The following is a 23,137-nucleotide window of genomic DNA, read 5'->3' as shown; positions in this document are numbered from 1 at the left end:
TCATGCAACGCACTGGCAACGCGCGGACACGCTCGCTAGAGTACGTGTACTTGCCATTTCGCCGCCGGAGAAGCCATGCGCCGTCTGCTCACGCTCGCCCTGTTGCCACTCGCCGCCCACGCCGGCTTCGATACCGGCAACCGGCTCTTCGAGGACTGCCGCTCCGAAAACTATTTCAACCGCGGTTACTGCGGCGGTTACGTGACCGGCATCGTGGACACCATCGAGGCGATGCAGGCGAGCGGCGTTCTGCCGGCCAGGGCGCTGTGCATACCCGAGGGCGCAACCAAGGGACAGCTCACCGACACCGTGTCTCGCTATCTGAGCGAAAACCCTGAACGGCGCCACCTGGACGCCGGCAGCCTGGTACCGGAAGCGCTGAAACTCGCGTTCCCGTGCCGCTGAGCTTCACCGCGCGTGAGCAGCGCCCGCCTGTACGGCCTGCGCGGCCCGCGCGGCCAGGAACTGGCGGATCGCCTCCGTTTCCTCCTGCGTCAGCTGTGCGGAAAAGGCCGGCATCCCGCGCGCTGACAGCAGCCCGCCACGCACGATGTTGTCGAACTGCGCATGCGTGCGCGCGCTCATGTAGTCGAGATCCGGAACTCCGCCGCTACCCGCACCATGGCAATAGCCGCAGTGCGTCATGTACAGCGCCAGCCCCTGGCGCAGCGTCGCTTCATCGGCCGTGACCGGCGGCGGCGCAATCGTGCCCTTGAAGCGTTGCGGCGCAGGTAGCTGGCCGATCGCATCGAGCGTCCATACGGTGATCCGCGACGCGTTCCGATAGCCGCCCCGCGTACCGCCATCCGCAAGTGCGGCGCTGTGCCCGCCACCCCAGCCGATGCCGGCAGCAATGTACTGTCGTCCGCCAACCGCATAGCTGACCGGACCACCCTGCACGGCACCGAAGGTGCGTGCCTCCCAGAGCTTCGTGCCAGCGTCGGCACGATACGCAACGAGACGGCCGTCGGTCGTCCCGTGAAATACCAGATTTCCCGCCGTGCTCAGCGTGCCGCCATTGATCGGCAAGGTCTGCTCGACCTGCCAGGCGATACGCGCCCGTGCCACGTCCCAGGCGATCAGCGAACCCTGCGGGTTGGCCTGTTCGGCCATGAACTGCGGGTTGCCCGGCATCGCGGTCATGTCGAGCGAGGTGTTGTAGCGCCTGCCGCGTTCGCGCAAGCCCACGCCGGGATCCATCGCGTAGACGCTCGGCAGGCGTGTCTCGCTGAAATACAGCATCCCGGTGCGCGGATTCCACGACACCGGATTCCAGTTATGCCCGCCGAACACGCCCGGCCACACCAGCGTCGGCTTGCCGTTGCGGCTGTAGTCCGCCTGCGGATTCTCGACCGGCCGTCCGCTGGCAAGGTCGTAGCGTTCGGCCCAGCTCACGCGCGTGAACTTCTCGGCCGACAGCAGCTTGCCGTTGCGGCGATCGAGCACGTAGACGAAGCCGTGCTTCGGCACCTGCACCAGCAGCTTGCGTGGCTTGCCCTTGAACTTCGCGTCGATCAGCACCAGTTGCGCCGTGGCCGGGTAATCCCACTGCTCACCGGGTGCGAGCTGGAAGTGCCACACGTAGCTGCCGTCGTCGGGGCGCAGCGCAACGATCGAGGAAACGAACAGGTTGTCGCCGCCTCCCGGACTGCGCCGTGCACGCGGGTAGAGACTCGAGTTGCCGACGCCTATGTAGAGCAGATCGAGTTCCGGATCGTAGGACATCGCATCCCACACGGTGCCGCCTCCCCCCCAGCGCCACCACTCGTCGCCACTCCAGGTCTTCGCGGCTCGCGCCAGCGTCTCGTTCTCGAAATCGAGTGCGGGGTTGCCAGGCACCGTGAAGAAACGCCAGGCGAGTGCCCCGCTGCGCGCGTCGTAGGCCGACACATAGCCGCGAGCGCCCATGTCGGCACCACCGTTGCCGATCAGCACACGTCCTTTCACCACCCGCGGTGCGCCAGTGATGTTGCGCCCCGGCGCGTCGTCGATGAAGGTGTCGACGCTCCAGCGCAGCGTGCCGTTCGCGGCGTCCATCGCGAGCAGCCGTCCGTCGAGCGTGCCGACGTAGACCATGCCGCCCCACACCGCGACGCCACGATTCACCGGACCACAACAACCTTCGGCAGCACGGACACGATCGACCTGCGGGTCGTACTTCCACAGCGGCGTGCCATCGGCAGCGTCGAAGGCGTAGACCACGTTCCACGGACCGCTCAGGTACATCACGCCGTCGACCACCAGTGGCGTGGCCTCGACGCCACGCTCGTAATCCAGCGGACGGCTCCACGCGAGCCCCAGCCGGGCAACGTTCTTCGCATCGATCTGCGCGAGCGGACTGAAACGTTGTTCGCTCCAGGTGCGTCCGTGCGTGATCCAGTTCGCCGCATCGCGCTCGGCAGCGCGCAGCCGCGCATCGTCCACCGTGGCTGCATCGGCAAACGCGCCGCAACCCAGCAACCACCCTGCCAGCAATCTCGCGAGCATCATCGTTCCCCGGAAACCCCTTGCGACATGACAGACGGCGATCAGGGTCCGGCGTCGAGCAGACGGTACGGGTTTTCACCGTTCCACGATCCGGCCTCACGCGCGCAGGCCTCAAAGCTCGCGATCAACGCAGGATCAGCCGGCATCAGCTCGACGAAGGTCCCGCTGATGGCTGCGTGTTCGAGATAGACATAGCGCGCGAACTCGTTGCTGAGCATCGCATGCTCGAGCAGCCCGCCAGCCCGCGCCTTCTGCACGGCGGCATCGGTGTCGTCGACCATGTAGCCCAGATGGTGCAGCAACTGCGCCTGCGGCTGATCGTGAAAGAAGCGGTATGGAGAGGATGCGTCGTTGATCTGCTGGATCAGCTCGATCTGCATCCCTCCCTGGTACGCCAGCGCCACATGCATGCGCACCTGTGCCTGCTCGCCGCGAAACTGCGAACGCAGGCTGACATGGCGATAACCCCACCAGGGGCCAACGCCCAGTTGCTGCACCCAGCCATGCATCGCCGCGTCGATGTCCTTGACCAGAAAGCCCCATTGCCGGATCGGGCCGAACAGTGGTTCGAACATCGGCATGCTCCTCGCGTGCTGCAGGCTTGTCGAGTGTGTTCAGGCGCCACGCAATGCCGCGACGACTTTGGCGAAGGCCGCATCCTGGGCCGGGTCATCCGGCAATACCAGCGTGATCGCCCCCGCCAGGCCCGCGTAGCGTCGCTCGAGTTCGGCTGCGATCGATTCGTAGGTGCCCGACGGCACGAAAGCATCGAGCATCTCGTCGTCGATGACTTCCTTCATCCGGTCCCAGCGATTCTCGCGCGTGAGCGCGAGCAGCTTCTCGCCACGATCCTGCCAACCGAACAGCTCGAGGCTTGGCCAGTACGCCGGAGTCGAGTAGAGGAAGCCGAGCATGCTGCGCCACTTCTCGCGCTCACGACGCACGGTCTTCTCATCGGGGCCGAGTGCCACCAGCGAACCCAGTACCAGATTGAAGTCCTTCAGATCACGGCCACCACGCGCCGCGCCTTCCGCGAGCCGCACGCGCACCACCTCGCTGACGTAGCGCGGTGGTGTGTTGGTCGGGTGCGTGATCATGCCGTCCGCGATCTCGCCCGCCAGCGCGGTCATCACCGGACCCACCGCGCCCATCAGCAGCGGCACTTTCGGGTGTTCGATCGGCCCCGGGTTGAAGAACGGCTGCAGCCGTGTGAAACGATAATGCTCGCTGACATACGTCAGCTTGCTGCCGTTCTGGAACGCGTCGAAGATCGCACGCAAGGCACCGATGTACTCGCGCATGCGCGGCGCCGGGGCGCTCCACTGGGCGCTGTAGCGGTCCTCGATGTTCTGCTTGATCTGGGTTCCCAGGCCCAGTTCGAAGCGTCCACCCGACAGTGCCTGCAGGTCCCAGGCACTCAGCGCGACGTTCATGGGGCTGCGCGGAAACGCGACCAGCACCGAAATGCAGACCTTCAGCCGCTCGGTCGCGTTCAACGCCAGTGCTGCCAGCAGGAAACCGTCGTGGATCGCGTCCGGCACCTGCATGCCGTCGAATCCCAGCGCCTCGGCACGCCGTGCGTGCGCCGCAATCGCCGCTGGCCCCATGTTCTCGGGAGTGCTCGCGTAAACGGTGAACATGATCTGCTCGTCCTCTTCTCGTGAGTGTATGGCCTTCAGGCGCTGCCGCGATCCGCCTCCGACACCGCGGAATCCCGATCCCAGCCGAAACGCTCGAACAACGGTGCGAGACGGGTGCGTATCTCGTCGGCGTCCAGCCCGAACTCGGCCAGGCTGTACGAGTGCGTGGTCTCGTGGCGCCCGGCACGCTCCTGTTCGGCATCGAGCACCGCGGCGAACCCCGGTCCGATTTCCATCCCGAGCGCAGCGTACACATCCTGAACCGTTCCGCGCGGATCCGCCACCAGGCGCCGGTAATCGACGATCGCCCGCGCAGTTTCGGGATGCCGATCGAGTACCTCGAGCGGATACGTGTAGTTGTGGAACGACATCTCGGCCAGCGCGCGGAACGAACTCAGCATCCGCGCTTCGTCGAAATGGCGTGCAGACCAGCTGAACTTCATCAGTTTCAGCAGGCTGGGCATGGTTTTCAGCGGATTGCGGTAGAGCACGACGAAGCGTGCATCGGGGAACACCTCGAGCAGCGTCTCGACGCGTCCGCAGAACGTCGGGTTCTTGCTGAGGTGAATGCGATTGCCGCCGTTCACGTAGAGCTGGCGTCGCACGCATTCGCGATAGAAGCCCATCAGCCGCTGGCGCTGCGCAGCCGGACGCCGGTCGATATAGTAGAAGTCGAGCTGGTCCAGATACGGCAACTGCGTCATCCAGTACCCGGATGCGCAGGAATTCGTCAGCATGAAATCGTCTTCCTCGGGCAGCCGGTAACCCATCTTGTGAATGTGGTTCGACGGGCCGAAGATCCGCTTCTCGCGCGCATCCACCCATCGCTCCAGCCTGCCCCCGAGCCAGCCTGCATCGATGCAGGCCAGCCAGCGCACGGCCTTCTTCTGCAGCACCGAAGGCGCAAACAACTCCCAGTACCGAAAGACGCTGAAACGCTCGCCGTCGGCACCGAGCAGGCGGTGCATCAGGGTGGTTCCGCTGCGTGCGTGCCCGATCACGAACACGGGCTGGCGCACCTCGGTGCGTCGCAACCCCGGAAACAGCAGTGGATCGAGCGCGAAGCACAGCGCGTTGAACAGGGTCAGCAACGGAATCTGAACCAGCAGACGGAAATAGAGCCTGAAGCGACGGCGCGGACTGCCTTCATGCGCCGCCAGCCACACCAGCCGGCGCCAGGTCGTGAAATCGAAGTAAAAAAGCATGCTCAACCCTCGTTCATGATCGCTCGGTCATCGGTGGCGGTGCGGGAACACACGGCGGGTTGCCACGGTAACCCGCACTCCTGGTACTGGAAAGGGCTTCAGACGCCACTATGACGTGTCCGATTCGCTCAGAACTCGACTTCCGCGGTGCATCTTATAGAATGCGCACCTCGAAACGCGGACCCCCCAGGCCAATGCCCACCGAAAACGCCGTCGAATTCGAGAACCTGTCGTTTGCCTACCCGTCCGGGCGCCAGGTACTGTCGAACGTCGACTTCGCGATTCCGCGCGGCAAGCTGGTCGCGATCATGGGCCAGAGCGGCTGCGGCAAGACGACGCTGCTGCGCATGATCGGCGGAGCGCTGAGGCCCTCGAAAGGCGATGTGCGCGTATTCGGGGAATCGCTGCGGCATATGCGCCAGCAGCAGGTCTACGCACTGCGCCGGCGCATGAGCATGCTGTTCCAGTTCGGTGCGTTGTTCACCGACATGACGAGCTTCGAGAACGTCGCGTTCCAGATGCGCGAGCATACCGATCTGGACGAGTCGCTGATCCAGGATCTCGCCCTGATGAAACTGCAGGCAGTCGGCCTGCGCGGTGCCGCGCATCTCAAGCCATCCGAGCTGTCGGGCGGCATGGCACGGCGCGTCGCGCTCGCGCGCGCGATCGCACTCGACCCGGAACTGATGATGTACGACGAACCCTTTGCCGGTCTCGACCCGATCTCGCTCGGGGTAGTCGGGCAGCTCATCCGCAAGCTCAACGACGCACTCGGCGCCACCTCGATCATCGTCACGCACGATATCCACGAGTCGCTGAAGATCGTCGATTACGCCTACTTCGTCGCCGACGGACGGGTGGTCGTCCAGGGTACGCCCGCAGAAGTCAGGGCTTCGACGGAACCTTATGTGCACCAGTTCGTCTGGGGCGAGGCGGACGGGCCGGTACCGTTCCACTACGCTGCACCCGACTACACGCGCGATCTGCTGGGAGAAACGGCGCCATGATGAACCCGGCACCGCTGTTGCGCCACATCGGCGCGACCACGATCAACGCCGTCTGGCGGCTTGGACTGGCCACCCGTTTCCTGGTCGCGACGCTGCGCCACACGCCGGCTGCGTTTCGCCGCCTGCCGCTCACGCTGCGTGAAATCTACTTTGCCGGGGTGCTGTCGCTGACGATCATCCTGGTCTCCGGTCTGTTCGTCGGCATGGTGCTGGGACTGCAGGGCTACGACACGCTGGCCCGTTTCGGCTCCTCGGAAGCACTCGGCGTACTGGTCGCGCTCTCGCTGGTGCGCGAGCTCGGCCCGGTGGTCGCCGCACTGCTGTTCGCCAGCCGCGCCGGCAGCGCCATCACGGCCGAGATCGGACTGATGAAGGCGACCGAGCAGCTCGATGCGATGGAAATGATGGCGGTCGATCCGATCGCCCGCGTGATCGCACCACGCTTCTGGGGTGGCGTGATCTCGATGCCGTTGCTCGGCATGCTGTTCACCGCAACCGGCATCCTCGGCGGTTACCTGATCGGAGTCGTCGTGATCGGTGTGGATCCCGGGCAATTCTGGTCGCAGATGCAGTCCTCGGTGGACCTGCACTCCGACGTGCTGAACGGCGTACTCAAGAGCTTCGTGTTCGGTGTGGCCGTGACGTGGATTGCCGTGTTCGAAGGCTACCAGGCCCCGCAGACGGCCGAAGGCGTCTCGGGCGCCACCACACGCACGGTCGTCACCTCGGCACTGGTGATCCTCGCACTCGACTTCGTACTTACCTCCTTCATGTTCATGAGATGAGCCACTGACACTATGAACCGCACCACTATCGATCTCTGGGTTGGCGTCTTCGTCGCCCTCGGCCTCGCGGCCCTGGTGTTCCTGTCGCTGCAGGTAGCGAACCTGACCGGCTCGACCAGCGGCGCGACCTATACGCTGACCGCACGCTTCGACGACCTGGGCGGGCTGAAGATCAAGGCACCGGTGAAAAGCGCCGGCGTGGTGGTCGGGCGCGTCACCAACGTGAGGTTCGACAACCAGACCTTCGAGGCCGTGGTGACGATGAACCTCGAAAAGCGCTATCTGTTTCCGTCCGACACCTCGGCGAAGATCCTGACCTCAGGCCTGCTCGGCGATCAGTACGTCGGCCTGCTCCCTGGCGGCGATACCGAGGATCTGAAGGACGGGGACAAGATCGAGCTCACGCAAGGTGCGCTCGTACTCGAGAACCTGATTTCGAAATTCCTGTTCAGTGCCACGTCCGGCGGCGGGAAGGACGACAAGCAAGACAAGCAGCCGGGCGATGAATTCAAGGAGTAGACCGATGATCTCGACCGCAACACTGCGTTTCACGCAACGCCTCGGCGTCGTCGCGGCGTTGTTGTATGCACTGCTTGCCGGCCTGCCCGCCTGGTCGGCGGACACGGAACCCGGCGACCTGGTGCGCTCCGTCAGCCAGGACGTGCTGGCGATCCTCGACCAGCACAAGGCGAACCCCGGCAGTGCCGACGTACAGGCGGCAATCCGTGACGAAGTGCTGCCACACTTCGACTTCGTACGCATGGCGGCACTCGCGTCAGGCCTTGCATGGCGCAGCGCCACGCCGGCACAACGCGAGGAACTGACGGAAGAGTTCCGCACCCTGCTGGTGCGCACCTACTCGACCGCACTCGGCAAGTTCCAGGGCCTGACCGTCGAGTTCGACCCACAGCGCAAGTCCGAGGACCAGCGCAAGGCCATCGTGCGCTCGCGCGTGACCCAGCCCGGCTCGGAGCCGGTCACGGTCGATTACCGCATGGGGCTCACCGATTCCGGCTGGAAGGTCTACGACGTTGCCGTGGACGGCGTCAGCCTGGTGACCACGTACCGCGATGCCTTTGCGGACGAGTCGCGCCGCAACGGCGTCGCCGGGCTGATCCGCATGCTGAAGGACAAGAACTCCTCACCCGGGACCGGAAAGACCGCATGAGCATCACACGCGAGGGAGACGCGTTGCGTCTCGAAGGCGCCGTCACGATGGCGACGGTACCGGCATTGCTCGCGCAGGCACGCGAGGCCGGCGCTGCCGAGGTGCGCGCACTGGACTTCAGCGGCGCAACCGAGGTGGATTCGGCTGCGGTCGCGTTCGCGCTGGAACTGCGCCGGCTGACGTCGGCCCATGGCGGCACGCTGGATTTGCGCAATCTGCCCGACGGGCTGCAGAAGCTGATCGCTCTCTACGGCGTCGAGGAACTCCTCGGCGTGTAACGCCAGATTCGTCGGCGCAGCGGCGCGCCGGCTCCCGGACCCGCGAGGAACGCCACCGCGATGGATATCGGCTTCAATTCGATGAATACCCCGCTCGACCCGCCGCCGCACGAACTGGCGCGCGCGCTCGAGGAGCGCGGTTTCGAATCGCTGTGGTACGGCGAACACAGTCATATTCCGTGCGCGCTGCGCACGCCCTACCCGGCCGGCGGTCCGCTCCCTGAACCGTACAAGCACATCGGCGACCCTTACGTCTCGCTGATGGCCGCAGCGGCGGCAACCACGCGACTGCGCATAGGTACTGCGGTGGCGCTGCTGATGGAGCGCGAGCCGTTCTCGCAGGCCAAGACCATCGCAACGCTCGATCGCCTGTCGGGCGGGCGCGTGATCCTCGGCTGCGGCGTGGGCTGGAACGCCGAGGAATTCGCGAACACGTCGCCTCACCCGTGGGAGCGGCGCTACGCGCTGATGCGCGAAACCGTCGCCGCGCTGCGTGCGCTGTGGCGCGACGAACAAGCCGAATACCATGGCGAGTTCATCGACTTCGACCCGGTCTGGTGCAACCCCAAGCCGCTGCAGGCCGGCGGGCCACCAGTCGTGTTCGGCGTACTGGGGCGCACCGGGATCCGCCACGCCGCACAATGGGCCGACGGCTGGATGCCCATCGATTTCGCACTGCGCGATCTCGCGGTCTCGATCCAGCGTTTCCGCGCAGCCGTAGTCGAGGCGGGACGCGATCCCGACGCGGTCGAGATCTCGTTGATCGCGATGCGTTCACCCGATCTCGACACCCTGAAGCGCTACCGTGATCTCGGCATTCGCCGGGTCATGGTCGGCGTCGACGTCGAGTTGTGGGACAAGCCCGAAGCAATCAGGCCAATGATCGACCGCTACGCCGAAATGATCCCGCACCTCGGCGCCTGAACGACCTCAGGTAAGAAAAGGCGCAACCGGAGCGTGTCGGCGTTGACACGCCCCCTCGATTGCCATTGCATACGCGCATGAACCATCCATGACAAAGAAGAATGGTGTATGCAAGGATCGCATACGGACTCTGTGGTCGACGTGCAAGGATGCATGGACACCCGCGCGGCGCTGTGGCTGCTGGCAAGCCTCGCCGGGTTCCACCGCCAGCCGTTCGACGCCGAACTGGCCATCAAGCGTTTCCCGCCGCCCATCGACCTGCCCACGCTGGTCGAAGCACTGGCCACACTCGGTCTCGACGCCGGTCTGGCAGCCTGGCCCGATGCGGACTTGCGCGAGCTGCCGCTGCCTGCCGTAGCACTGCTGAGCGCACCTGATCGGAACGCAGCGGATGCTGGCGAGACCGCGCCCCCCGACGCTCCGGCCTTCACGCCGGCACTGATCGTCCAGCACGACGACGACACCATCGCGTGGGTGCTGCCCGGCCAATCGACGCCGGAAACCGTGCCACTCGCCGCAGCGCAAGCCGCAACACTGCCGCTCCTGTTGCTGGTGGCACGATCCGCGCCGCCCATCGCGGAATCCACCAACGGCGAGCCCGGCCCTCCTTCGCAAAAAAGGCCGTTCGGCTTCTCGTGGTTCATCCCCGAACTGCTGCGTCATTCGACGATCTGGCGTGACGTGCTGCTCGCGAGTCTCGCCATCAACCTCGTCGGACTGGGCACGCCCCTGTTTACCCAGGTCATCATCGACAAGGTGATCGCGCACCACACCGAAAGCACGCTGATCGTGCTGGGCATTGCACTGCTGGTGTTCATGGTCTTCAGCAGTGTCATGAGCTGGCTGCGGCAGTACCTGGTGCTGCATACGGGCAGTCGCATCGACGCCGTGCTCGGCGACAAGGTGTTGCGCCATCTGTTGCTCCTGCCATTGCCCTACTTCGAGAACCGCGCCACCGGCACCCTGGTCGCACGCATGCACGGGGTGGATCAGTTGCGCGAATTCATCTCCGGCGCAGCAGTAAGCCTGCTGCTCGACCTGCCCTTCCTGATCATCTTCCTCGCGGTCATGTTCGCCTACAGCTGGCAGCTCACGCTGATCGCCATCGCCACCCTGTCGCTGATTGTCGTCGCCAGCCTCGTCATGGTGCCGGTCTTTCGCACCCGGCTCGACACGCAATTCCTGCTCGGCGCCCGCAATCAGGCCTTTCTCACGGAATACCTCGCCGGCATGGCCACCGTGAAGTCCCTGCAGCTCGAACCGGACCTCGGCAAGCGCTACGGCGTCTATCTCGCCCAATACCTGTCGGCCAGCTTTGCCACCCGGCAGGTCGGCAACACCTACAACGTGGTCGCCACCGGCCTGGAACAACTGATGACACTCGCCATCCTGATCGCTGGCGCCTGGTACGTGATGCAGACGGGTGGACTCACGGTGGGGATGCTGGTCGCCTTCCAGATGTTCGCCAGCCGGATGAGCCAGCCGCTGCTGCGACTCGTCGGGCTGTGGCAGGAATTCCAGCAGGCCAGGGTTTCGCTGGCGCGCCTTGGCGACATCCTCGACACGCCACAGGAGCCGTTCACGCTCACACCACGGCGTTCGCCCGGCGCGAGCGGCAGAATCGTCATCAGAAGCCTGGGATTCCGCTACTCGGATCAGCAACCGTGGCTCTACCGCGGCCTGAGCCTTGCGATTCCCACCGGAAAGCTGACCGTGCTGATGGGCCCGTCCGGCTGCGGCAAGAGCACCCTGGCCAAACTGATCCAAGGATTCTACTGGCCACAGGAAGGACAGATCACCCTCGACGGTCGCGACATCCGTCAGCTCGCCGCGAACGAACTGCGCGCCACCTTCGGCGTTGTGCCACAGGAAACGGTGCTGTTTTCCGGCACGGTGTACGACAACCTCGTGATGGCACAGCCACACGCGCACTTCGAAGACGTGATCGCTGCATGCAAGGCGGCGGAGATCCACGAGGCGATCGAGAAACTGCCGAACGGATACCAGACCGAAATCGGCGAACGTGGTACAGGACTTTCCGGTGGCCAGCGTCAGCGCATCGCCATCGCCCGTGCGCTGCTCAAGCGTCCCAGGGTGCTGATCTTCGACGAGGCGGTATCGAACCTCGACCAACAGACCACCGAGCACCTCGCCCAGACGATCAACCGGCTGAAGGGCAAGGTGACGATGCTGTTCATCACGCACCAGGTCCCGAAGGGCCTGCAGGTGGATGAGGTGGTGAATATGGGAAGTCATCCGATGCAGATGAGTCTGGTGAAGGAGGAAACATGACGGCGGAAACAATGCGTGGAACGAACAACAAGCATCTCTGGATCGTGCGCATCATGGTTACATCCCTGTTTGTTTTCCTGACGTTGCAATTCAGCGTCGAAGCATCGGCGATGGGTGAAAAATATTCGGATCAGGGCGGAAATCTGAGTTCTGCGGTCAAACGAATGTTGATTGCGAAAGGATTCTGCGATACGCCGGAAAAGTGTTACGACTTGCTGCCCGCCTATGGTGGACACGGAGATCGCGTTCGCAGCACATTTTACGGGATTTCGGGTAGCAACAGGGATGCATTCCGCGCAGTGCTTGATTTCGCCATAACGGACGGTTTGCGAGTTACCGATGGAGTACCAATTACAATAAGGGGTTATCACGAAACTCATGAGGAATACATCGAATCGGGCATTTTCTTCAAGAGCATCAAGCCATTCCTGATCCTGGAGATCAACAAATGAGCACGGAAGCCACTGCACAAATGAGAGTCGACATGGGCGGATCCAACCTCATTCCGCATACATTTATCGCAATTACTCACCCCAATGAGCGCAAAACAGAATACGGACTGGTTCCGGTCGCTCCCGGATCACCCAATGCGCCAAGGAAAATCGACATTACTGGACCTGATTCTAATGGAAGGGAAACGCACGAATACACGATTGCCGGCCCGACCATCACCCTTACGGGTGAGCAATATCGATATTTGATGCGCGATATCGAAGACTCGATCAGAAACCCTCCCGACTATATCGCCGCTGGAAGGTGGTGGCCAAATAATGATGGAGCCAATTGCACCGGCTGGCCTGGTCGTGATGATGCCCTCCTCGTTCGCGACCGAAGCGCAAATGGCGGCATCGACACCGGCGCCGAGCTGTTCGGTGATTTCAGACCGTTATCCGATAGCACACTCGCTGCAAACGGATTTGCCGCGCTGGCTGCACTGTGACGAGTTACAGATATATAAAACCCGAGGCGACTAATCCAGACTCTCTCATTGAACTAAAGGTGGTCGTGCGCTAACGACAGATCGGAGCAAAACCCATGCATCACAGCAACAATCGCCTTTCAGTAGCTGCAGTTCGACTACTCAGAATAGCCATAATTCCGGCGTTTCTGGCGTACGGCGCACCCCATGCAAACTCTGGAGAGGACAGATCTCATGAAAACGAACGCCTGCTCCTCGCAGAAAAGATCGAACATCTATTGATTGCAAGCGGCGCCTGCGAATCAGCAAAAACCTGTCGTGAACGACAGCTTGTTTTCGTAAGCCCAGCAACCAATGGAGTAGCGATTTCCACCTACGGGATAGATGATCCTTTTATATTAAGGAAAATACTGGAAGAATCAGCGATATTTTTTTATACATATAAACAAATTTCAATAGAAATCGAACACTTTGCATTTACAAAATCAGATGACTTGAAGTCCTTTTTCAAGGCAGGGAAGCCACTCATAAACATCAAAATGGAGAGGCCAACGCAACAGATAGACAGACTCATGAATATGAGGAACCATCCAGCGCAGGTGAGATTGGCGAAGGGGGAAATCCGATGAACCCGGTTACAGCTAAAAATGTCAGCGGATTACTGATGTTTTTTCATCCCGAACTCATTTTGCTGATAATTTGGATCCTGTTCAGGAGTTCAACTCTTGACATTCTGGAATTAATGCGCGCCGACAACGAGGAGACTGCTTCGATCAGGCTGATTGCCATCAGCGCAACCCTGTTGGCATTTGTCCAGGGATTTCGAATTTTTGCCTTTCGTCTATATGATAAATTCCTTTGTGGGAGCGCAAAACCTAGTATCACAACTCTGATCATTGTGACTCTCATTTTCCTCGGAGTGGTATCCGAATTTCAAGACATCAAAAATATTATGCATGCCAGCTATCCGTCCACGATTGTCTTTTTTGTAGCAATGGCTGGGCTTGTTTATTTGTCTATCGATATTATTTGCGCATTCGTTTTGCATGCAAAAAATTTATTTAAGGAGAAATAACATGTTTGGATTGAACGTATTTGCAAATATCGGTGATGCGGCTCAAAGAGCCGTCGATGCTCATGAGTCCGGCAACAGCGTTGCAGCCGCTGCTGCGGCATCTGAAGCCGTGGCAATTGCCGCTGCAGCTACTGCAGCAGCGATGTGGAGTGCAACGGTTTCCGTTCCGGTAAAGGGTTTGGATATTGTTTTCAACTCCTTGAAAAACAACCCGGGTCTATATGCGGAACTTCTTAGAAAAACAGGTATCGATCCGCTCACTGCCAGCAGAGCGCAGGCGGTAATAAAAATGTACGCCGCAGCGGATTGGACGGCGAAGGGCGTCAAGTTTGGAATTGAATGGTTAAACAAACAAAATATCGGTAAATGGCTATATGAGTGGCTGCACCCGGACGGATTCAACCGCGCCAAATCCTGGGCCTGGCCGCGCGATCCTCTTGTCCTCGATCTGGATGGCGACGGTTTTGAAACCGTCGGTCTGGGCAGCATCCACTTCGACCATGATGGCGATGGTGTGCTGACCCGTACCGGCTGGGTCGGTCGCGATGATGCCCTCCTCGTTCGCGATCGAAGCGCAAATGGCGGCATCGACACCGGCGCCGAGCTGTTCGGTGATTTCACACCGTTATCCGATGGCACACTCGCTGCAAATGGATTTGCGGCGCTGGCTGCACTCGACACCGGCGGCGACGGCAAGATCGACGCGAACGATCCCGCCTTCGCGGAACTGAGACTCTGGCAAGACGCCAACCAGGACGGATCGACCGATGCGGGTGAACTGATTGCGCTGGCCGACGCAGGGATCGCCAGCCTGGATCTGGCCCACACGCTCAGGAACCAGGATCTCGCCAATGGCAATCAGCTCGCGCGCGAAGGCAGCTTCACACGCAGCGACGGCACTACCGCCCCCATGGGGGAATTCGGGCTGGCCACCGACACTTTCTCTACCCGGTTCGCCGTCGATATCGAGGTCCCCGAAGCCCTGAGGAGCCTGCCCAACATGGGCGGGGCAGGCAATGTGCGCGAGCTGCAGCAGGCCGCCGCCACATCGGCAAGCCTGCTCGACGTTCTCGGCGAGTTCCAGTCCGCCACCACGCGGGTCGAACAGAAGGCTCTGCTCGACGAGTTGCTGACTGTCTGGGCCAACACCTCCGGCATGGCGAGAAACCTCGAAGAGCGCGCAGCCGGCAAATACCGCATCCAGTACGAAGCATTCGGCGACGACCGCCGTTCCGCCAACGTGACCATGGCGTCATCCGTCATCACGGGGCCTGACCGCGTTACCAGCAGCGCGAGTTTTCTCAGCGATGCCGACGATCCGCAACTCAGCGAGGCTTATCGCAACGCGATCGCCGAGTGGAACCGCAAGCTCCACGTACTCGAAGCCTTCAACGGACAGTACTTCTTCAACCTGCCCACACAGAAGAGCCAGACCAGCGGTGCGAACTGGGGACTTTCCATTTCGTCTGCGACAACAGCCAGCAGCAACAACGGTGGTGCGGCCACGTTTCTCTCCCTGCCGATCCTGCGCGTGAACCTTGCCGAGCCTCAACTCGATCTGCTGCAACAGGCCTACGACGTCCTGAAGGAGAACGTCTATGCCAGCCTGGCGATGCAAACCCGGCTGAAGCCGTATCTGGACCAGATCGCGGTGGTGATCGACGATGCCGGCGTCCGGCTCGACGCCACCCTTCTCAACCAGGCGCTCACTGCCCGGAAACTCGCCGACCCGCAGAGTTACCTCTCCGACGTGCTCGATCTGGATCGGTACGCCAGCGGTTTTCTCTCCGGCAGCAACTGGCGCGGGCTGGCCGACTTCGACAGCGTGCTGGAATCACTACCCGACAGTCCCGATACCCGTGCGTTGCTGGCCGAGTTCGGACTGAGGCGCCTCGGTTCCAGCGACGATATCGCCGTGCTGCCCGACAGCGCCGATCTGCTGCTTGCCGGCGACGGCAACGACTCGCTCTACGGCCTCAACGGCAACGACCGCCTGTTCGGCGAGGGTGGAGACGATCGCAGCTACGGCGGTTACGGCAACGATCTGCTCTCTGGCGGTGCAGGCGACGACCAGCTCCACGGTGAGGCAGGAGCCGACCTGTATGTCTTCGGACGCGGCTTTGGCCACGACGTCATCCACGATACGGCCGAGAACGGGGTCCGGCGCGACCGTGTGCATTTCACCGGACTCGCTCCCGCCGACGTCGGCCTGAGCCTCGATCCACGTGACGCGCTGATATTCACCGTGCTCGATACCGGGGAGTCGCTCTCGATACCACGGCAGGGGTACGCAGGCAGACACAACGGCGTCGGACAATACGTGTTCGACGACGGCACCACCTGGAGCCACGACGACGCGCTGCGCGCGACCGTAGCAGCCAGCAGCGACGGCAACGACGTGATCCACGGCTCGCCCGCGCCGGAGCCGATCGTGGGCCTCGCAGGTAACGATGTACTGATCGGCAATGCCGGCGACGACGTGATCGATGGCAGCAGCGGCAACGACCTGCTGATCGGTTCGAGCGGCTGGCATCGGGTTCTGGAGGACGGTGTCTACCGGCAGATACGCAGCACCACGCCCACCATCGATGCCAACGGTAACGACAGCTATCTGTTCGGCCGCGGCGACGGCCTCGACACGGTACTCGACGGGGACTCCACACCCGGCAACGTCGACACGCTGCACTTCCGGGACGCTGTGGCACCCGCCGACGTGAAGCTCAGCCGCCAGGGCGAGGACCTGATCCTTGCGATCCGGGATACGGACGACCGGGTGACGCTCCGACAATATTTCCACACTGGCCCGCGTGTCGATGAGACCCCGTGGCTGATCGAACACATCACATTCGCAGACGGCACGCGGTGGACACTCGACGACGTGCAGGCGGTGCTGTTCGCCGGCAGCGAAGACGCAGAGACCATCGTCGGCTCACGCCAGTCCGACACGCTCAGCGGTCTGGGCGGCGACGACACGCTGCTGGGCGAAGCGGGCGACGATGGGCTGCAAGGCGGCGCCGGCGATGACCGCCTGTTCGGCGGTGCCGCTCACGACATCCTCGACGGCGGGGCCGGCAACGACGTGCTGTACGGCGGCGCCGATCTCACCCCGAGCGGCGTGATCCGTGAAAACGACGGCAGCGGCGATGCGTACCGCTTCGGACGCGGGGACGGTCACGACATCGTCATCGACGATTCGTGGCTGGAGGCAGAAGGCGACCGTATCGAACTGAAATCCGGTCTGACCGCGGACGATGTGCGCCTGGAGCGGGTAGTCAACCGCAACGGCTGGCGAACCACCGACGACCTGAAGTTCACGATCCGCGACACCGGTGAGACGCTCCTCGTGCGCAAACACTTCGATGCGGGCAATCGCTACGCGATCGAGGAAATCACCTTTTCCGACGGCACGCTGTGGGACGCTGAAGCGATCCGCTCGCGCGTGTTGCTGGGCGATGCCGGCAACGACGTGCTGTCTGGATTCAACGACCGGGACGACGTGCTGGCAGGTGCTGGCGGCGACGACGTGCTCGCGGGAGGCTCAGGCTCGGATACCTACCTGTCCGGATTCGGCGATGGCAACGATGTGATCGATGAGGGCGACACCACCGGCGAGGACGCGGTCGAACTCGAGAGCGGCGTCGCCCCGAACGATGTCACCATACGCTGGACGCTGCTCGGCGACATGCGCATCACGCTCGCCGATGGCAGTGGGCTTGGCGTGCGCAGGCAGAGCGATGACGGGTCAGGCCGGATCGGCATCGAACAACTGCGCTTTGCCGACGGCACGCGCTGGAGCCGTGATGAGCTCGCGCAGCGTGCGATTGCCGCTACGGCGGGCGACGATTTCATCGTGGGCGGTCGCGGCGACGACATCCTGGACGGTGGCAGCGGCAATGACCGCTTCCAGGATCGCGGTGGCTACGACAGCTACCTTTTCGGCCTCGGCGACGGCCACGACGTGATCGCGGACCACGGCGGACGCATCGTCTTCAAGACCGGCATCGGACCGAACGATGCGGGCTTCAGCCACGACGGTAACGATCTGATCGTCACCGTAGCCACATCGGGCGATTCGCTTCGTATCGCGGACTGGCTCGGCGATCGGGAGCGCCTCGACTCCTTCGAATTCGCCAACGGCGCGCGGCTGGACAGCGACGACGTGCTGGGCACGCTGCATGTCGATGAAGACACGGAGATCCTCTACGGCTCTCCCGGCGCGGACACTCTGACCGGCTCGGACAAGCACAGCACCATCCACGGTCGCGAGGGCGACGACATCCTGACCGGTGGCGCAGGAAGCGACCATCTGTACGGCGACGAGAGTGACGACACCCTCGAAGGCGGACCCGATCGCGACGAACTCTTCGGCGGCAGCGGCAACAACACATACATTCTGGAACGCGGTTCGGCGCTCGACTGGGCCTTCGGCGAATCCCTCGATGTGGCCGGGGACACGGTCGTGTTCGCTGCAGGGATCCGCCCGGAGGACGTGTCGGTGCAGCTTGGCGATGCCGGCGGGTGGTGGGATCCCCAGCCCGGTGACGTGGGGTATGACAGTCTGGTCATCGGCTTCGGCGGCAACGACGCACTGATCGTGGGCACCCGGAATGGAGACGATCTCGCACGTGGAGCGATCCAGCAGTTTCGCTTCGACGACGGCACCACCTGGACACTATCGGACCTGATCGCACGCGCAGACGACGGCAAGATGGGTTGGCAACAGCGCGAGCAGGACGACCCGCTCACGATCCTGGGCAGCCAGGCCGATGATTCCATCAGCGACTACAGCGGCCAGTCGGTCAGCGTGCAGGCCCGCGGCAACGACGATTACATCACCCTGGCCGGCGGCGACAGCCGGGTTGCCGCAGGCACGGGCAACGATTACATCGGCACTGGCGCTGGCGACGACCTGATCGCGGGTGAAGTCGGCGACGATGAAATCATGGCCGGCGACGGTGACGACGTGATCGGCTTCAACCACGGTGATGGTCATGACCGGCTCGGCGCCGGTGACGGCACGGACACACTCTCGCTCGGAGCCACCATCACACCGGCCATGCTCGGGGCTGCATCGGGGCGAGACGGATCCACCGTACTCCCCATCGACGGTGGTGCGGGCGGGACGATCACCCTGCTCGACTGCACGGCAGATGATCCTGCCGGTGGTCTGGAACGCATCCAGTTCATTGATGGCCAGGGCAGCACCCGCATCTTCGACCTCGTCGGCTGGTTGCGCGCCAACGCGGCGGCACTCGCGACCGCCACGGCCGAATCACCGCTGGCATTCGACGGAACCGGCTTCGAACTCAGCGGCAGGACGATGCCCGCAGGCGGACTGGAAGTCGTCGCTTACGCGCAGACTGGCGATCTGTTCGCAACCGCACACCCCGCGGACAACAGCGCAAGCGACGGCAACGACGCGCTCTACGGTACGCCCGGGGACGATGCCCTCGAGGCCGGTGCCGGCAACGATGTCGTGATCGGCCTCGCGGGTGGCGACACGATCCTCGGCGGGGACGGCGACGACCTGCTCGATGGTGGCGACGGCGACGATCTGCTCGACGGCGGTGCGAGCAGCGACATCCTGTACGGCGGCCGCGGTGCCGACACGCTGCTCGGCAGCAGCGGTCATGACGAACTCCACGGCGGCTGGGGTGGAGACACCTACCTGTATCGCGCCGGTGACGGCATCACGATCGTCGACGACGAACATCGTGCACTCCCATGGAGCGGTGGCGGCGAAGCCGGTCCGGCACGCTGGTACGAGGGCGAACGCGGATACGCCGACGAAGGGGACTACAGCGATACGGCGATCGATGAGGCGCCGAACATCCTGCAGCTTGGTCCCGGCATCCGGGCGCAGGACCTGCGCCATTCGGAGCAGGACGGCGATCTGCTGATCGAATTTGCCAACAGCCCCGCCGACAGGCTGATTCTGCGTGGCTACGAACCTGGTCGCGCCACGCGGACGCGCTCGATCGACATCATCCGCTTTGACGACGGCAGCGAAATCGTGGCGGAGACGATCGAGGCCAGCGGTCGCACCGAAGCGGCCCACGACGACGGCGGGGCGCTCAGCGGCACACCGTTCGCCGACACGCTGATCGGCGGTGCCGGCGACGACTGGCTCGAAGGCGGTGGCGGTTCGGATCGTCTGCTCGGTGGCGCAGGCTCGGATACTTACCTGATCCACCAGGACTGGCATTCCGCACCCCTGCAGACCAGCCTCTTCGAGAGCTGGCGCGAACAGGATTTCAACCGCATCGTGCTGACCGGCAATGTCAGCGCCGACGCACTGCATCTGGCCTTCGATGGCGGCGAACTGCTGTTGCGCCTGAACGAAGCAGCCGACGCCATCCGCTTTGCCGGCTTCGACCCGCGCGCACCCGGCATGCAGGCGCCGGTAGCCGAGGTCAGCCTGCCGGGGGAAGACACCACGTTCTCGTTCGACGAGCTGCTGCAGCGCGGGATCCGCATCATCGGCACCGCTGCCGACGATGTGCTCGAAGGCACCCGCGTTGCCGACTGGTTCGAAGGCCGCGAAGCCGACGATGCCATGCACGGTGGCGCAGGCGGCGATCTCTACCTGATCGACGCCGACGCTGGCCTGGACACGATCACCGACAGCGAGGACGGTGACGCACCCAACGTGCTGGTGCTCCCGGATGGCACGACGCTCGACGATCTGCGCCTGTCCTGCGACGACGAAGGTTTCCTGATCGTCGATCTGATCGCCAGCGGCAACCGGATACGCCTGTCGGGCTTCGACCGCGAAAACCCGCTGGGTCCACGTGCGATCGAACGTTTCCGCTTCGGCGTCGACGGCGACGAAATCACGTACGGGCAACTGCTCGGGCGCGGATTCGACCTCGTCGGCAGCGACGAGAGCGAGGTGCTCACGGGGACTGCACTTGCAGACCGCATCCGCGGCCGCGACGGCAACGACCTGATCGAAGCGACGCCCGGTGGTGACTGGCTCGCCGGAGAGGCCGGCAACGACACCTATGTGATCGGCCTCGGCGACGGTACGGTGACGATCGACGATGTCAGCGACGAAGCAGCCGGAAACGTGCTGCGCTTCGGTCCCGGAATTTCTGCGGACGCGCTGCGCAACCGCTTGCGCTTCGAGCCCGATGGAGACGGCGGCCATGCGCTCTGCATCGCCTACGGCGAAGGCGACGACGTGCTGCGCCTCGGCAACTTCGACCCGCAGGATGCATTGGGCCGGCACGCCGTCGAATCCGTCGAATTCACCGACGGCACCGCGGTGGACTACGCAACGCTGGTGTCGTGGATGTTCGTGGTCGAAGGCGACAGTGCAGCCAATGCACTGACGGGAACGAACGTCGGTGATCGGCTGTACGGCTACGACGGCGACGACCTGCTCGAGGCCGGCGCAGGTGACGATGTACTGACCGCAGGCGCAGGCAACGACCTGCTGCGCGGCGGTCGAGGCCGCGATGCCTACGTGCTCAACCCGGGGGATGGCGAAGACACGATCGAGGACACGGCAGACGCCGGCATCGGCAACGTGCTGAGTTTCGGTGCGGGAATTCGCCGCGAGGATCTGCGTGTCGAAATCGAGGGCGACGACCTGCTCGTGCGCTACGGCAGTGCGGGCGACGTGGTGCGAGTCACTGGCTACGCACCGCAGGGAGCCGGCGCCGGCACCGTGGTCGATACCTTCGAGTTCGAGGACCGCACGACGCTCACGCTGCGCGAGTTCATGAATCGCGCACCGACACTCACGCAGTCGATCGACGATCACACGGTGTACGCTGGAGCACCCTTTGAGCTGGTACTTCCTGCAGGACTGTTCAGCGATCCGGAGGGCGACGCCGTGTTGCTGCGCGTGGGTGTGACGAATCACGACAACCTGCCGCACTGGCTGCAGTACGACGCAGCCACGCGCACGCTGTACGGCACGCCGCAGAACGACGACGCGGGCGAATTCGACATCGTGATCCAGGGCACCGACGGCCTCGGCGCTTCGAACCATCATGGCTTTCACGTCAGCGTGCGACCCGATGCGCCAGACCCCGACCGGACACCGCTCGCGGCAACGGACAACGCAACGGTCATCGAGGACCGCAAGCTGTTTGCACTCGGCAACGTGCTGACCAACGACAGCGACCCCGAAGCTCGCATGCTCCAGGTGGCAGACCCGGGCGTGCGCCTCGGCGAATACGGCTTGCTGGCGCTGCTGCCAAACGGCGGCTTCGCCTACGTGCTGAACAATCTGCTGCCTGCGGTGCAGGGTCTCGGGACCGGCGAAGCGCTCGTCGAGCGTTTCGGCTACACGGCCTCCAATGGAAGCGCGCGCAGCGCAAGCGAGCTGATCGTGACCGTGAACGGAACCAATGACGTGCCGCGGCTCGGCCACGCGCTGCCCGACGTCCAGCTCGCCAGGGGAAAGGCATTTGCATGGCAGCTTCCGGCCAACACATTCGGCGACCGTGACCGAAACGACACGCTGAGCTACAGCGCCACGCTGGCGAACGGCAAGCCCCTGCCCGCCTGGCTCGCCTTCGACCCGGGCACGCAAAGCTTCAGCGGCAAGGTGCCGGGTACGCAGGCTGCCGGCATCGACGTGCGCGTGACGGCGAGCGACGGCAACGGTCCAGGCTCGAGCGCCTCGGACGTGTTCCGGATCAGCGTCGGCAGCAAGACCGTCGTGCCGTCGGCGACAGCGAGCAACTCGTCGGCTACGGCTTATGCAGAGGCTGCTGCAGCAGCACAGAACCTCGCAAATCCGAACGCGATGCCGAGCAGGCCGAATCTGCCGGAACAGCGAGCGACACCCGTGCGCGACGACGATCTGCTCGATCGATTCCTGCAAGGCTTCGCCAGGCATGAACCGCCCGCAAATGGTGCCAAAGCAGATGGCGGCAGCTTCACGCCGTGGCAGGATTTTCTGCGCGCAGAGACTTTTGCGAGTACTGCAAGCAGCGAGCAGAACTTCGCCCGCTGCTGGTCGGAACTGACAGAAGCACTGAGCCGACTCGATGCGCAACGCCTGGCGGCCACAGCCTGGAGCAGCCCGAGCCTGGGTGCAGACATCGGCGCTCTTGCAGGCTGGCTGTCTGGCTCGAACCGAAGCGCGTACGGTGGCGTGAATGAGGTATCGCTGCTCGCTGCCGGCGCACAGCTCAGACAATTCACCGGGTTGCGCGAAGGTGTCAGGCAGCTCGCGGGTTGAATGCGGGGACGATGCCTCGTAGGGGCGAGCGGCCGCTCGCCCGTACATCTGCGGGGGCGATGCCTCGTAGGGGCGAGCGGCCGCTCGCCCGTACATGGATGCCGCTCGCTCATGCATGGATGCGGCCGCTCGCCCATGCATCCGGGGGCGACCGCCGG

The 23,137-nt window shown here is 63.5% G+C and carries 17 protein-coding genes; 13 read left to right on the top strand and 4 right to left on the bottom strand.

Features of this window, described 5'->3' with window-relative positions:
• Positions 1-75 precede the first annotated feature (75 nt).
• Complete coding sequence (locus H7A12_00460; GenBank protein MCP5319301.1) at positions 76-405, top strand: hypothetical protein; 330 nt, start codon at positions 76-78, stop codon at positions 403-405.
• Positions 406-408: 3 nt separating this feature from the next.
• On the opposite strand, the gene H7A12_00455 is transcribed toward H7A12_00460, so the two are convergent.
• Genes H7A12_00455 through H7A12_00440 form a run of 4 tightly spaced genes read right to left on the bottom strand, consistent with a single transcriptional unit; the run spans position 409 to position 5,332 of the window.
• The gene (locus tag H7A12_00455) at positions 409-2,490 is read right to left on the bottom strand and encodes a PQQ-dependent dehydrogenase, methanol/ethanol family (protein MCP5319300.1); all 2,082 of its coding nucleotides are present in this window, start codon (positions 2,488-2,490) and stop codon (positions 409-411) included.
• A gap of 38 nt (positions 2,491-2,528) precedes the next feature.
• A complete protein-coding gene (locus H7A12_00450; GenBank protein ID MCP5319299.1) occupies positions 2,529-3,062 on the bottom strand; it encodes a VOC family protein in 534 nt (177 codons plus the stop codon).
• A 39-nt stretch (positions 3,063-3,101) separates the two neighbouring features.
• Positions 3,102-4,127: a TIGR03617 family F420-dependent LLM class oxidoreductase gene (locus H7A12_00445; protein MCP5319298.1), complete on the bottom strand. Its 1,026-nt coding sequence runs from the start codon at positions 4,125-4,127 to the stop codon at positions 3,102-3,104.
• 35 nt (positions 4,128-4,162) lie between these two features.
• Positions 4,163-5,332, bottom strand: a complete 1,170-nt coding sequence (locus H7A12_00440) for a sulfotransferase (GenBank protein MCP5319297.1) — start codon at positions 5,330-5,332, stop codon at positions 4,163-4,165.
• Between the two features lie 194 nt (positions 5,333-5,526).
• Between H7A12_00440 and H7A12_00435 the strand changes: the two genes are divergently transcribed.
• From H7A12_00435 to H7A12_00380, 12 genes are all read left to right on the top strand, one after another.
• Entirely contained in the window at positions 5,527-6,339 is an 813-nt protein-coding gene (locus H7A12_00435; protein ID MCP5319296.1) for an ABC transporter ATP-binding protein, read from the top strand.
• On the top strand, positions 6,336-7,124 hold the full coding sequence (mlaE, locus tag H7A12_00430) for a lipid asymmetry maintenance ABC transporter permease subunit MlaE (GenBank protein MCP5319295.1): 789 nt from the start codon (positions 6,336-6,338) through the stop codon (positions 7,122-7,124). Before H7A12_00435 ends, mlaE begins: the two co-directional genes overlap by 4 nt.
• A 12-nt stretch (positions 7,125-7,136) precedes the next feature.
• The gene (gene mlaD / locus H7A12_00425) at positions 7,137-7,643 is read left to right on the top strand and encodes an outer membrane lipid asymmetry maintenance protein MlaD (GenBank protein MCP5319294.1); all 507 of its coding nucleotides are present in this window, start codon (positions 7,137-7,139) and stop codon (positions 7,641-7,643) included.
• A 4-nt stretch (positions 7,644-7,647) separates the two neighbouring features.
• Positions 7,648-8,292: an ABC transporter substrate-binding protein gene (locus tag H7A12_00420; GenBank protein ID MCP5319293.1), complete on the top strand. Its 645-nt coding sequence runs from the start codon at positions 7,648-7,650 to the stop codon at positions 8,290-8,292.
• Positions 8,289-8,570, top strand: coding sequence for an STAS domain-containing protein (locus H7A12_00415; GenBank protein ID MCP5319292.1), 282 nt, complete (start codon positions 8,289-8,291; stop codon positions 8,568-8,570). The genes H7A12_00420 and H7A12_00415 overlap by 4 nt, the downstream gene beginning before the upstream one ends.
• A gap of 60 nt (positions 8,571-8,630) precedes the next feature.
• On the top strand, positions 8,631-9,494 hold the full coding sequence (locus H7A12_00410; protein ID MCP5319291.1) for an LLM class F420-dependent oxidoreductase: 864 nt from the start codon (positions 8,631-8,633) through the stop codon (positions 9,492-9,494).
• Positions 9,495-9,647: 153 nt separating this feature from the next.
• Positions 9,648-11,786, top strand: coding sequence for a peptidase domain-containing ABC transporter (locus H7A12_00405; protein ID MCP5319290.1), 2,139 nt, complete (start codon positions 9,648-9,650; stop codon positions 11,784-11,786).
• Positions 11,783-12,238 (top strand): hypothetical protein, encoded by a 456-nt coding sequence (locus tag H7A12_00400; GenBank protein ID MCP5319289.1) that lies wholly within the window; start codon positions 11,783-11,785, stop codon positions 12,236-12,238. Before H7A12_00405 ends, H7A12_00400 begins: the two co-directional genes overlap by 4 nt.
• Entirely contained in the window at positions 12,235-12,726 is a 492-nt protein-coding gene (locus tag H7A12_00395; GenBank protein ID MCP5319288.1) for a hypothetical protein, read from the top strand. The genes H7A12_00400 and H7A12_00395 overlap by 4 nt, the downstream gene beginning before the upstream one ends.
• A 95-nt stretch (positions 12,727-12,821) precedes the next feature.
• A complete protein-coding gene (locus H7A12_00390) occupies positions 12,822-13,334 on the top strand; it encodes a hypothetical protein (GenBank protein ID MCP5319287.1) in 513 nt (170 codons plus the stop codon).
• Entirely contained in the window at positions 13,331-13,780 is a 450-nt protein-coding gene (locus H7A12_00385; protein MCP5319286.1) for a hypothetical protein, read from the top strand. The genes H7A12_00390 and H7A12_00385 overlap by 4 nt, the downstream gene beginning before the upstream one ends.
• Positions 13,781-14,294: 514 nt before the next feature.
• A complete protein-coding gene (locus tag H7A12_00380; protein MCP5319285.1) occupies positions 14,295-22,979 on the top strand; it encodes a putative Ig domain-containing protein in 8,685 nt (2,894 codons plus the stop codon).
• Positions 22,980-23,137 lie beyond the last annotated feature (158 nt).

The organism is Pseudomonadales bacterium (genome assembly GCA_024234165.1).
Lineage (GTDB): Bacteria > Pseudomonadota > Gammaproteobacteria > Pseudomonadales > UBA5518 > UBA5518.
This window is presented reverse-complemented; position numbering and strand designations above follow the sequence as displayed.

What these genes read in the sequence shown, in the direction of transcription:
- H7A12_00455 (MCP5319300.1), bottom strand. Translation starts at nt 2,490, where the DNA reads ATGATGCTCGCGAGATTGCTGGCAGGGTGGTTGCTGGGTTGCGGCGCG.
- mlaD (MCP5319294.1), top strand. Translation starts at nt 7,137, where the DNA reads ATGAACCGCACCACTATCGATCTCTGGGTTGGCGTCTTCGTCGCCCTC.
- H7A12_00450 (MCP5319299.1), bottom strand. Translation starts at nt 3,062, where the DNA reads ATGTTCGAACCACTGTTCGGCCCGATCCGGCAATGGGGCTTTCTGGTC.
- H7A12_00445 (MCP5319298.1), bottom strand. Translation starts at nt 4,127, where the DNA reads ATGTTCACCGTTTACGCGAGCACTCCCGAGAACATGGGGCCAGCGGCG.
- H7A12_00400 (MCP5319289.1), top strand. Translation starts at nt 11,783, where the DNA reads ATGACGGCGGAAACAATGCGTGGAACGAACAACAAGCATCTCTGGATC.
- H7A12_00385 (MCP5319286.1), top strand. Translation starts at nt 13,331, where the DNA reads ATGAACCCGGTTACAGCTAAAAATGTCAGCGGATTACTGATGTTTTTT.
- H7A12_00460 (MCP5319301.1), top strand. Translation starts at nt 76, where the DNA reads ATGCGCCGTCTGCTCACGCTCGCCCTGTTGCCACTCGCCGCCCACGCC.
- mlaE (MCP5319295.1), top strand. Translation starts at nt 6,336, where the DNA reads ATGATGAACCCGGCACCGCTGTTGCGCCACATCGGCGCGACCACGATC.
- H7A12_00410 (MCP5319291.1), top strand. Translation starts at nt 8,631, where the DNA reads ATGGATATCGGCTTCAATTCGATGAATACCCCGCTCGACCCGCCGCCG.
- H7A12_00440 (MCP5319297.1), bottom strand. Translation starts at nt 5,332, where the DNA reads ATGCTTTTTTACTTCGATTTCACGACCTGGCGCCGGCTGGTGTGGCTG.
- H7A12_00395 (MCP5319288.1), top strand. Translation starts at nt 12,235, where the DNA reads ATGAGCACGGAAGCCACTGCACAAATGAGAGTCGACATGGGCGGATCC.
- H7A12_00420 (MCP5319293.1), top strand. Translation starts at nt 7,648, where the DNA reads ATGATCTCGACCGCAACACTGCGTTTCACGCAACGCCTCGGCGTCGTC.
- H7A12_00405 (MCP5319290.1), top strand. Translation starts at nt 9,648, where the DNA reads ATGGACACCCGCGCGGCGCTGTGGCTGCTGGCAAGCCTCGCCGGGTTC.
- H7A12_00435 (MCP5319296.1), top strand. Translation starts at nt 5,527, where the DNA reads ATGCCCACCGAAAACGCCGTCGAATTCGAGAACCTGTCGTTTGCCTAC.
- H7A12_00415 (MCP5319292.1), top strand. Translation starts at nt 8,289, where the DNA reads ATGAGCATCACACGCGAGGGAGACGCGTTGCGTCTCGAAGGCGCCGTC.
- H7A12_00390 (MCP5319287.1), top strand. Translation starts at nt 12,822, where the DNA reads ATGCATCACAGCAACAATCGCCTTTCAGTAGCTGCAGTTCGACTACTC.